This window comes from Aporhodopirellula rubra, from assembly GCF_014192335.1.
GTDB lineage: Bacteria > Planctomycetota > Planctomycetia > Pirellulales > Pirellulaceae > Rhodopirellula > Rhodopirellula rubra.
The window spans coordinates 90,707-103,065 of sequence record NZ_JACHXU010000017.1 but is presented as its reverse complement, the minus strand read 5'-3'; the positions used below and the strand labels follow the sequence as shown (position 1 = coordinate 103,065).

Annotated in this window: 5 protein-coding genes; 1 reads left to right on the top strand and 4 read right to left on the bottom strand. The window is 54.2% G+C overall.

All coding sequences use genetic code 11. From position 1 onward, the window contains the following. Positions 1-144: 144 nt before the first annotated feature. A complete protein-coding gene (locus FHS27_RS21160) occupies positions 145-2,151 on the top strand; it encodes a sulfatase-like hydrolase/transferase (protein ID WP_184306827.1) in 2,007 nt (668 codons plus the stop codon). Positions 2,152-2,321: 170 nt separating this feature from the next. On the opposite strand, the gene FHS27_RS21155 is transcribed toward FHS27_RS21160, so the two are convergent. The 4 genes from FHS27_RS21155 to FHS27_RS21140 all read right to left on the bottom strand — a co-directional run bounded on the left by FHS27_RS21155 (position 2,322) and on the right by FHS27_RS21140 (position 12,328). Then, positions 2,322-6,563: a dienelactone hydrolase family protein gene (locus FHS27_RS21155; protein ID WP_246420466.1), complete on the bottom strand. Its 4,242-nt coding sequence runs from the start codon at positions 6,561-6,563 to the stop codon at positions 2,322-2,324. Between the two features lie 60 nt (positions 6,564-6,623). Beyond that, positions 6,624-8,111, bottom strand: a complete 1,488-nt coding sequence (locus FHS27_RS21150) for an alkaline phosphatase D family protein (protein ID WP_184306826.1) — start codon at positions 8,109-8,111, stop codon at positions 6,624-6,626. Positions 8,112-8,270: 159 nt separating this feature from the next. After that, positions 8,271-9,623, bottom strand: a complete 1,353-nt coding sequence (locus FHS27_RS21145) for an alpha-L-fucosidase (RefSeq protein ID WP_184306825.1) — start codon at positions 9,621-9,623, stop codon at positions 8,271-8,273. 401 nt (positions 9,624-10,024) lie between these two features. Next, on the bottom strand, positions 10,025-12,328 hold the full coding sequence (locus FHS27_RS21140; RefSeq protein WP_246420443.1) for a glycosyl hydrolase 115 family protein: 2,304 nt from the start codon (positions 12,326-12,328) through the stop codon (positions 10,025-10,027). Positions 12,329-12,359: the final 31 nt, after the last annotated feature.

Genomic DNA, 12,359 nt, shown 5'->3' with positions numbered 1-12,359 from the left:
TCATCCCGCTTCACGCAAAGTCTATACGCGACACTTCTGACACATCTGACAGCGTGATGGTTGCTGATGCGTTACGATTTGCTTTTCAGAATCGCATCGCGTCCCCGCACCGTGGGCGCCCTTGAGCAACGAGGCTTTCATACGATGAGTTCACAATCCATCCCGCACGCTCTGAACCGTTATTCGCTAATCGGTTCGCTAACGATCGCATTCTTCGTTGGAATGGGTTGTCCAATCCAAGCCGATCAAACGATGCCTAACATCGTCCTGATCATGGCAGACGATCTCGGCGTCGAAGGAATCGGTTGCTATGGCGGTCAAAGCTATCAAACGCCAAACCTCGATCGACTCGCCGCGCAAGGCATGCGATTTGAACACGCTTACTCGCAACCTCTGTGCGCCAACACACGACTGCAATTGATGACGGGTTTGCACAATCATCGCAATTGGATCAGTTTCGGAATCCTCGACCCTACCGCTAAAACGATCGGTCACTACATGCACGATGCCGGCTACCAATGTTGTATCGCGGGCAAATGGCAACTGCAGAGCTACGATCCGCCCGACTACCCAGGATCTGAAAAGCGACGGGGACTCGGGATGCATCCCAAGGACGCCGGATTTGATCGATACAGCCTTTTTCATTCCGGCGAAACGGAAGAGAAAGGATCACGTTATGCGGATCCGACGTGGATGGAAGACGGAGAATTGAAAACTGCGAGCGGCAAGTATGGTCCCGACATGTGGGTCGATTACATCGGCGAATTCATGGAACAAGAACGAGACAAACCGTTCTTCGTGTACTATCCGATGGCGTTGCCGCATTGGCCGATGACTCCCACGCCGGGTTCGCCTCGTTGGAACGATCCCGAACTGCGCTCCCATCCCGACACCGCGAACTTTCCTGATATGGTCCGCTACATGGACGAGTGCGTCGGCAAAGTCCTCGCCAAGATCGAGGCACTCGGAATCGCTGATAATACGCTAGTCCTTTTTTACAGCGACAACGGAACCGACGTCCGAATTCGATCGCAAACGGTGCACGGCGAAATCGCCGGAGGAAAGGGATCGACAACCGATGCGGGAACGCACGTCCCGATGATCGCGAGTTGGCCCGGAAAGATCCACGCAGGCGTCAACGACACACTCGTCGACTCGACGGACTTCATCCCGACACTGCTCGAGGCCGCCGGCAAGCCTCTTCCCGCAACAAATGATCTCGACGGAGTCAGTTTCTATCAACAACTCATTGGCCAACCGAACCCGGAATCACGCAAGTGGATCTATTCGTTCTACGATCCACGTCCAGGTTGGGATAAGGACCGCTTCGGGTTTCAAGTTTCCGTTCGCGACCAACGCTGGAAACTCTACGACGATGGACGCTTGTTTGATATTGAAAACGACGTTTTGGAACAATCTCCATTCCTACCCCACACCGATGACGCGCAAACTGCGGCGGTGCGAAAACGACTCCTCGCGGTTCTCGAAACAGAGTCCGCTAAACGGGTTCCCACCATTCACGATGTCGAACACTCAACCGACCCACACAATTTCCTCGTCGTTGATCCTTACACCGCCCCCAATCTCAAAGGCCGCAAAGCGGTACGCGGTGACTGGAAAATCGATAACGGGATGGCCTCGGTAACACAAGACGCTGAACTCTACAAAAAGTACAACAACCATGGTCCGTTGATGCTCTATGAAGTTCCGCATTGCGATGCGAGAGTCGTCATTGATGTTCGGCCGTCAAGTTGTCGCACCGTCGTCTTCACCATGGATGCCGAGGAAGGCGGACACGCGTTCCGAATTCGACTACGAACGCAAACAGCGAACGAGTCAACGAAACCCTCGAGCCAAATCGTGACCTACGCCGCGAGCGAAGCGGGGCAAAAAGCGGAAATGATCGTCCTCAGCGGAGGCGACGATGTTCCCAAACTCGTCGACGGACACTGGAGTCGCATCGAAGCCTCAGTCGTCGGCGACACCGCCGTCGTGACGATCAACACAAAGACGATCCGTGTTCAACATCCTCGCATTGCACAGCCGAAGAAGTCCGCGAAAATCGGCTTCTCATTTGGCTCTCTCGACATTCGAGAGTTTCGACTCACGTCGCAGCCCTTCTTCGACTCGCTCGACAATTCTCAAAAATAGCCAATCGACCGAAGCAAACTGATCGGCCAACGCACCGGCGGCGCCCCCATTGCCGGAGTAACCACGGTCGCCGTCAATGTCCACAACACGGATGCATAATCGACGCCGACGACCAACTCGCCTCCTGCCTTCTGTCTCCTATTCGTTCCGCGTCCGAGTTTGAACGCAGATTACTTCTTGGAAGGACTTTTGGAATAGTGCCGATGACCGGGAAGCCGCTCGGTGTTTTCATTGAAGCCGAACAGGTTGCGGTTCTTTTCGCTGACGAATATCGGCGTAATTTTCATATCCGCATCTTTCAATGCCACGCGACTGAACGTCACGGCATCGCCCTTTTCGATCGCAACGTCGTAGAACCCTTGTTCGGTCAATCGGCAAACGCCCTCCGGTGCAGGACCTCCGTTTACGCTGATGATCGGATTCGGAATATCGATCTTCACGAGACACGGAGACCCCGCTTCGCTTTGCAACTTCACAAATTCGGTCACTCCGCCTTTTCGTTTTGCCGTTACGAGGAACGCTCCCTGTGTCCGTAATTGGGCGAACGCGACATCCGACCATCGCTCAGGCGTTCCTGGGAAGACGCGAATTTTACCGCCGGTGCTCTGCAGCAGCATGTCGTGGATGCACGTCGCGAACGACAACGGACTTTCGATAACCGGATTGCCTTCAGCGTACATCGTCGTTGGCGAAACTCGATCGTGTTGAATAAAGAAATCGAGATATTCGTACGCCTTCTCGGCATCACCCAGCATCGCGTACATCGATGCCGCCCCGGTTGCCGTGTATCCCGTCACCGGCATCGCCCCGACTTTGATGCCGCTGTTAAAAGTCACATCGAGCCAATGATCCAGTGTGGTACGCAATAGCTGTGCACCGTCGTCCGTGTCTGTCGTCAAAACCCCTAGCGGATAAAACGGCAGCAGGTGTGAATAGTGTCGATGGGGAGTGTCGAACGGAATGTCCTTGCCCACCCGCAGCCCATTTTCATCAATTTGAAAGTCGACGAGGTTGTCCAACATTTGCTGCCACTGCGGCGCCAACGGATCGTTCAATTCGTGCTCGGCATTGATGTCTAACAATGTCTGCAACGCCCAACGCATCAGCCCGATCGTGAAGTTGATGTCTTGCCCGCGTCCGCCCGGATACTCAGGCGACCAACTGTTCTTGATGTGGATCTTGCCGTCATCCGATTGAACGGGATTATCGCTCAGGTAGTTGCGATAGCTGTTGACCGTCCCGCGAATTTTTGGAAACAGCCCGTCTCGCATTCGCTTTCGATCGCCCGCGAATTCGCAGTGCAACCAATAGTCGTGAAGAATCCAGCACAACATGTCTGGCACCGTACCGCCCTGGCTCGCGACGAGGTCTTGAGGAAACAACGTCGCCAGCCCCGCGCTGTCTTCCCAGTGCTTCGGCACATTTTTGAACAATTGCGCCTCGTGCTTATCAAACCAATTCACCAAGGAGGCACCCGCGTCCAAACGATTCGCGGTGAGGTGCGTCCAATATTGAAGTTCGACGTTCAGATCCCCCCAAACCATCGGCCAAAACGTATTGTGATACCAAGGCCCCATGAGATCCATGACAGGTCCGTTGCCGCGCGTCGCGGAAGCAAACTTGTACATCTGAATCCAGTAAAACGCTTCCTTTTCGGGATCATTGATCGTCAAGAAACTGAGCGGATAGTATTCATGCCACCAATCTCGGTGAGTCGCAAACAACGAGTTATCAGACAGACGGGCGTCGGCTCGAGCGAGGTTCGCCTCAACCGTTTCTTGACTATCGTGCTCGGGGAAACTGTGGTGAATACTCGCAATCAGAACTTGGTTGCCGTCTTTGGCACCCGACACTTTCCATCCCGTTGTCGTTTCGCCTCGGTGATCATGCAATGGCTGCAGGCAGTAGTGCGTTCCGTTTGATTCGGTCAACGTGGGCGCCGGAGGCATCGGCAAAGGAGCTTTCCGCATTCGATCCCAGGTTCCGCCTTTGGGGCCACCGCCGGCATCGAGCGTTACTCGAACGGGAGGCATCGGCTCCTCAGGATGCCACGTGATTTCTACGGACTCACCACCGACGGCGTCGGTTTCGAAATAGATCACATCGTCGAGACTGTGGGAAAGTCCGCGAACAGTGTAGGCGCCCTGGTCTGTTTGAATCGTCCCGGTTAGCTCTGCATCCCAAAGACTCAATCGCAGATCGGCCGACACGATGTTACCTTTCGACTTCAATTGAAAACGGCCCAATGGGAGACGACTGCGATAGATCCACAGGTTCTCATTTCCGTCGTGCGGCAGTCGGTGATCGTAATAATCATGCCGACCGGCATGAATCGAGATTACATTCTTCGCATCCTTGTTGGATTGATAAAACAAAAATCCGACATTGCCGTTTCCCGTATACGGCGCGACTTCCCACCGATGGGGAACGCGGTCCCAAGTCATATCCATCTGGCCGAGAAACGACGGATAGTCGATCTGATCTCGAATCGATGAGGATGCGGAATCGCTGCTCTGTTCGGTATCCGCTTCCACACTGATCCACTGCAAATTCCGCAGTTTCGGCGTCGCACCGTTCCATCGTTTGCCAACGCTTCGCCTGACCTCTTTACCCTTCAGAGTTTCTTGGTCTCCGAGACGCAACTCTCGAATCCCTCGCCACTCTTCAAGCGACTTGCCTTCGGCGTCCATGAAGTCTGATTTCGAGAGAACGATCGTTTGCCAATCGACGCCGCCACGCAGTTCGACCTCGGCTGCAAACGCGTCGATGCCCACAACCATCGAATTCGCCGAATCGGTTTGCACTTCAATTGACAACTGCGAATCCGGGGGAGCCGCCCACTGCGGGTCGTACACCTTATGAGTTCGACGTGCCCAATCCTCGAGCTTGTAGCTAAACCATTCCTTTTGCCAATCACCTTCGAACGTCTCGATCATCGTGGACGGCTGCACGGTAGGCTTTACCTGAGCGGCCTGAAGTTCCGCGGCCGAGGCGATCGACATCAACGATGAGACATTGAACTGCTCAGCGGTGTAGGTGCCGTAATAGTACCCCGCTCCACTGAGTGGTTTATCGAGCGAATAGAGAACATTGGCATAAACCCATAACGGCCGTTCGTTTCCGAACAGGGGCAAATCCGCGACCCAGACGTCATCTCTCATCTCGGCTTTCGCATGATGCCAAAACTTCGCTTTGGTATTTTCGCGATCGTCCGGCTTTCCGTCCATCTGGCCCTGACGGGTGTAGAACACATCGACTGCCAACACAGGTTTCGACTGATCGGGAATCACGGAAAACGTGGGGACGGCCTTCAAACTCAATTCAGTTGCCGGAGTCTTCGGCCATTGAAATGAACCTTTCAGGTACTGATCGAACCACAGCAGGGCGGCGACTTCAAAGTTGCTCGTATCCTGATGATTGTGATGAGGCGAACAAGTTGCCCGCCATGCCTCCGTTTTGATTTCCGTCAGTGCGATTTGCAGATCGTTGATGCGTCCGTGGAAATCGTTGGCCGGACTTTGAAACAGAATCGGGCACCGGATGTTTTTCAAATAGGCGTCATCGCCAAGGGTCGCACGAAACAACGGATCGTCGTTGTACCGATCGCTGATCCCACCACAGGAAGGCACGGCCGCTTTCACGCGGTCGTCGGAACCAGCCGTCAGCACGGTCAGCTTGCCGCCCATCGAATGCCCGTAAACGCCCACACGATCGGCGTCGACCTGCGGTTGTTCTTCGAGAAATGTAATCGCTCGGCGTGCGGCGAGGGTGCACAGAAACCAACTGTTGTTCCGTGGCGATTTGACATCATCCAGCGTCCAGGTTGCCGGATCAGGAATCTTGGGAAACACGTTCGCCGCGTTCCGCGACGACGCATGATAACCATCGACTGCGCCCCAGTCGGTCGTCAACCGGTACTTTGGATGGTCCGTTTTGTCTTCCCAAAACAGCTTCACCTCGGCGGGCGTTACCTTGTGGTCCGGTGCGTTGATTCTGCCCGCCCAAGAGATCGAAATGGTGGCATAGCCGCGTTTCGCGTTCGCCAACGGTGCCCTGTAATCCGCGTATTGACCACCGCCATGAATTTGCAGTAGCCCCGGCAAGTTGGTTGCCCCCTTAGGAAAACCAAACACTCCCGCCAACATCGCCTTCTGGCCTTTGAACGTTCCGATACGGAACCTCACCACCCTCAGGACAACCCCTTCCTGCTCCCACTCTTTCAGGATTTCCACGTCCAGAGGTTCGGATCGAGGATCAAAACCGTCCCACAACGCCTCGACCGATCTCGGCACGCCACGATTAGCGAGCGGGTTCAGTGTCTCACGCAGAGCCATTGCGTCATCGGCCGCGAGCAAGGAAGCCCATCCCCCCGCGATAATGACGAACAAACAGGCGATTATTCGATTCTTCATATTTTTATTACTGGAGCATGCTCGTCTTATTTTCAAAATCGATAGCCGAGTCAGGTACGGCTAATCCAGTTCGATCGTTTCCAACTCTTCCCCACGCTCATTCACCAAGCGGAAGGTCGCCTGCGGGACTCCAGCAACCGAGCGGAAAGAGAATTCACTAAACGCCCATGAGTTGCTCGGAAGGCCGAACAATTGTGCCGATCTGTCTTGCCCGAATGCCCCCGGCCCCGGAACACCTCCCAAGGTTGCGACCTCAAACTCATAGATCTTTTTGCGGCCAGGACGTGGAATGGCAAAACCGCGTGCGCCGTGACGGTCCCCGGACAGCAGGATGACCTGCGATCCCTGTTTGCCGTCGATCACCTGAAAGATTTCTTCGCGGCCTTCCGTGTCCCATGTGCCCCAACTGTCTTTCCCGTTGGAAATGTAGTCACTCCACATCGTTCCACTGCTGAGCAAAATGTAGGGCGACGTTGATTCATTAAGTTGTTTCTTCACCCAAGCCATCTGCTCTTCGCCTAAAAATGAATTCAACTGCCCACGCTGCTCATTCACCCGGCACGAGCGTGTATCGAGCGAAATGAACTGCACCGGCCCGATTTGCGTCTGGAAGTAGACTCCGTTGCGATCCACACTCCGATCCGGATTGTTCCATTGGGTAATCCAATTTCGGCGCAGTCCATCAACATCAATCGCCTGACCTCTGGTGCGCGTACCGCCTGCATCATCATGCCAATAGTCATGGTCATCCCATGATGTGAACACGGGGACATTTGCCGTGAGTTGCTGCCAGGGCGGTGAGAGGTTGCGAAGCATGTAGTCGGTGTTGATCAATCCATAATCACACTTCCGGTCGTCCACGGCAGAATCGCCGAGCACCAGCATCGCGCGACTGCCACGTTCCTGCACCAGTTTCATCAACTCCGGTCGATACAAACCGACTTTGTGAAAACACGTCCCGAAGGCAATTTGGAATGGATTTTCAGACAGCTCATCCGGGGCCGTTGCAAAGCCGCCGCTTCCGAGTTTTCGCCCCTTGGAATCCCTCACCACGTAGGTATAGCGTGTGTCGGGCAAAAGCCCCTCGCACCGCACTACCTGAATCCGTTCGGCTGCTCGCGAAGCAAACGCCTTCGGTGATCCGCCGGCATCGAGGCTCACGACGACATCAACGCGGTCGGGTTCCGGTAAGTGCATCCACACGGCCACACTTGTCGAAGCCAGATCGCCCAACATCGGACCGCCGAGCGTCGAACGATTAAAATTTCGACACTGCTGTGCCAGTGACTCTTCGGGATTCGGCCCCGTCAACGCCGCGCGACAGGCCGTATAAAACTCCTGCACCTCCGGCGGTTGCACGTCGTACTGATTCATGATCCGCAGGTCGATCTCGAGCGTGCCCTGATGCGCCTCCTTCAACGTGACAATCCGCGAGACCTCGCCTGCACTCGCACGCGTTGTTAGCCCAACCCCAACGCTCGAGGCAGCCAACGCAAGGAATTCTCTTCTTTGAAGATCGCTGCGGTCACGAATCGTATGATTTTTCATTGCACTTTTCATCTGAGTTATGAATCTTCTATTTTCGATACGCCGGAACATTCAGTTGATGCGGCATCGACGTGGACAGGAAAACGAGCCTATCCATTCCGTTATGGAAGGCCTCGTCGCGTCGCCCACGGCCGCCCGCCCTTCGATAGGCCGAGCTCCCTATTGGTCAATCGCAAACTTCACGTTCTCAAGCCGCAATACGACCGCATTCGGCCAACGTCGGTTGTTGTAAAGTCGCTGTGCACGCACTGCGGAAATCTTCAATCCATCTTCGGTTTGCTCATGCCGCGTACCGATGTCGTGCCGTGACGTGAACTTTTCCACGCGATCCTCTTGTCCCAAGACAGTAATTTTGGTTTTAGGGGTCGCGGTCAATTCTTTCAGCACGACTTCTTTTCGAACCGAACGCCCCCACTGGGTACCGCCTTTGGGATCATCGTCCGTCAACCCCGTGAGCAACGCGTACACGGTCTTGCCATCCTTCGACTGAGTGTAGTAAACGTCTTTGCTTCCAGCGGTGACGCACGGACGAATGTCGTGAATCGCTTCGTCATTGACAAACATCCAAAGTGCCAATTCACGAAACCGCTCCTCCTGTTCGAGCGGAACGATTCCTGATGGCATCGGGCCCATGTTGATCAACAGGTTCCCACCCTTGGCACGCGTTTCGATCAACATGTTGATCAAGCGTGTGCCAGACTTATAGTCTTCATTGGTCGGTTTGTATTGCCACTGGTTCCCGAGGGTGAAGCAAGTTTCCCACGGACCAGGAATCGGTTCGGCTGGAAGCTTCTGCTCCGGAGTCACCATTTCTCCACGGGTCACGAGACAATGCGGGGCAATCTTGTGCACGTGCTGAGCCAACTCGCCCTTGTGTCCTCCATCTAAGAAGATCACATCGATCTCTCCATAGTTGGCGAAAAGCTCATCGAGATGCGTCTTGGTATAGGCGACCAACTCATCGTGATACTTCCCACTGTCTTTTGCACCACGCGCGGGGATATCACGTTCATAGTGAAAAGCAAAATCCTCAGGAGAATAGTAATACCCAACCTTCATCCCGTGTCGTCGGCATGCATCGACGTAAGCGCCGACAATATCTTTGCCATACGGCGTGTTCATGATGTTGAAGTCCGTGGTCTTCGTGTCCCACATGCAAAACCCGTTGTGGTGCTTGGTCGTGAAAACCATGTATTTGGCACCAGCCAGCTTGGCGATCTCCATCCACTTGTCTGGATCGTACTGTGTCGGGTTAAACGTCTTAGGCAGCTCATTGACATAGCGATCGAGGTAATCGCGTGAGGCATAGTCCATCGAGTGGCTAATCACGCTGCCGAGTTGCGAATCGAATGACCAATGCACGAACATGCCTAATCCCCAATCCATGAACTCTTGTTCTCGGGCGGGATCGTTTTTCAGTTTGCCTGCTGGTTCGGGCTTGGTGAATCTCTGAGCGTGAATGGGGGCAGCGACCCATAGAGTCAGCAACAGACTCGATACGATATTCTTCATTTCACTCGCCTAGGTATTCATCGTTGACTGGTCATGCATTTGCGATCAAAAATGTTACTTCGCCTCATCGTCGTGAACACTTCGATTTTGCCCGCATCGTGTTCGATCTATCCAACATTTTGAATCGCAATTTTCACTTAAACATAGATGGTAGCGGCATCGTCCCGTGTCGCATGTTTAGAGGACACGAACAGACCCGTTTGATAATTGACCACCTATCGTTCGATTCCGCCGCACCATGTTTACGGGAAGGCGACTAGCTCGCGTGCCCGCGAAAGCCGCCCAATACGTGTCTTCCTTGAACACTCTGACAGCGTTCAACGACGACGTGGTCGCCGTGACACTTCCGTGCTTTCTGCGACAAGCCACGTTACCCGTCGCAGCATCAACACGGCGCCGTATCAACGCTGCTCATTTGCGACCACCGGAATTGAATTGCGATTCTCAAGAACCTCCAGCCCCCGTCCGGAATGCCTGTAAAAATACGGAAAGACGCCATCGCCGTGATCCATGTAAGCTTGAGCTGATCCCCAAAACGACCCGTTCATGATTCCGCGATAGCCGGACGTGCATGGCTCGCCCTGGATCATTGCAATCGATTCCTTCAGCAGCAGCCGGGTGCGCCACATGTCCATCAGCCGAACGTGCATGAACATCGTGTCCCAATTACCGTACTCAGCCCGGTGAGCCTCCTCCAGTAGCTTCTCAAGTTCCTCAAGCGCGAGTTCCATTTCATCGGCGAACGCCAGAGCATCGCGATTTTGCCCGTAATGATCGAAGGCATTGTTCACCATCGACAGCATTCGGCACGAGTACATGTGGACTGCGACTTGATAGGTGAAGTGTGCTTGGTAGTAATCTTTCCGATCCGCAGGAATTTTCGATTCGAGCTGCTTCGTTTGCTCCCAGAGTGAAGGAAAAAAACCGGCCGTTTCAGCGAGCGGTTCTTTTGCCTGCTGAAACTGAGTTTCGAAACCTCTGATCGCCCGAAGATCTTCACCGTTTTGAATCGCCTTGCCGTACTTTTTGAGCAGCTCTTGGGTGAGGTACTGGATCAGATGCTCCCCGCGTGCTCCTCGCCAACGCCCTTGGATCGGCATCTGTTCACGCATGTACGGAATGTCGTAGTAGTGTAGACGCAGGGCGGTCAACTCCGGCGCCAACACAGGTCCGAACTCCTTTGCGTACCAATCATTCAAGTATTCCTTCATCGCCTCTTGCGGTGAACTTCTCAGGCCAGGATTCGCGTCCCAGAGAAAGTCCGTAATCGCTTCAACCGACATTGCGGCGGGCCGAATGCCACTAACGTTAATGATCGCGTACTTGGTCGCCCCCTTTTCCACATATCGTTTCAGCTCACTGTAGAAACGAGCGGGCGGCACGCCTTCGGTGGTCCGGTTTTGCGTATTCATCATCATCATGACGTGATAATAGAGGCCATCACCAGGATCCAAATCAGAACCATCTCCCTTGTCACGCATGAAGCCTCTCCCATCATCGGCGAACATTTTGCAAACGCCGTCGGGCACCTTCAGCAAGCCATCGTTGTAGAACCGCCCCTGCTCGTTCCAGAGTGCGGCGATAATTGTTGCATCGGGATCGATCTTTCGAATTATATCGGTCTGCGTCTGCATCGCTTCGGCGATCACCGCAGCGCGCCCGGCATCGTCCTTGGGTGCGGAAGGATCGCTATTCCAGAACGCTCCGTCACTTTCACCACGGAACCCAATCGTCCAAGCAACCTTTTTGTCGGCGAGCACCTTCGCCGATTTGGTCCACGCGTCAACGAGAATGTCTTTGTGATCGACAAAGGAGAACGGCACCTTTTTCGGCCAATCCATCATGTTCAATCCTACCGGAAGAATATGATGAAAGGTGATAACCACGTCTCTGCGTTTGCAGAGCTCGTACACCGACGCGTCGGAAAAAGGAGCTGATTCCGGCGCGATCATGTTGCCTTTGCAGCGAAGCAAGGTTTCCAGGATTTTGTCCATCCACTCCATCGAGATCACGTTCCCGCCGAGAGGATCGCGGTGCATCCCGTCGTGCAGTTCTTCATCGTTAATGAACCAACCACGGTATTCGAACGTGGGTTTCGACGAAACGATGTCAAAGTCGGCAGCCAGCGAGATGGCGCCGCATTTCGCTGGCTGGTTGTCGGTGAAGAGATACATGGGATCCACACCCAACACTTCCTCGCAGAACGTGTAGATTGCGAAAATCGTCCCCCGAGTGTCACTACCGACCACCGTGATTGCAGGATTTTGCTTCACCTCACTGGTCGTTAAGCGAAACTGTTCTTTACCCTCGGGAACATTCGACTCAAACAGATGCTTGGTATTAGCGGCCGATCCGAACGCAATCACGGGACCGGACCAGGCGCGTCGCGTGACGTCGCGAAAAATGACCGGCGGATAGCCAAACACCTTGTACCAATCTCGCTCTGCGTTGCGGATCGCAGCCTGGATCGCCGGGTTTTCGTAGTCTGCTGTCATCACAAGCCACGGAGTATCGCCATCGACGAGGATTGGCTGCAACGCTGCGTCTTTGGGAACGTGTTTCGCGACGTTGAACCGCGATTCGCTCCACGCGCAACTCGCAAAACCAATCATCATCACCAAGGCGATACTGAGGGCCTCGATGAGTCCACCATGCAAGATCCGCCGCATGAAAAACAAACCGCTTCGCTTTTGAAAACCAAACATATCAACTGCCTTCGAATAATCAAACAGAGCA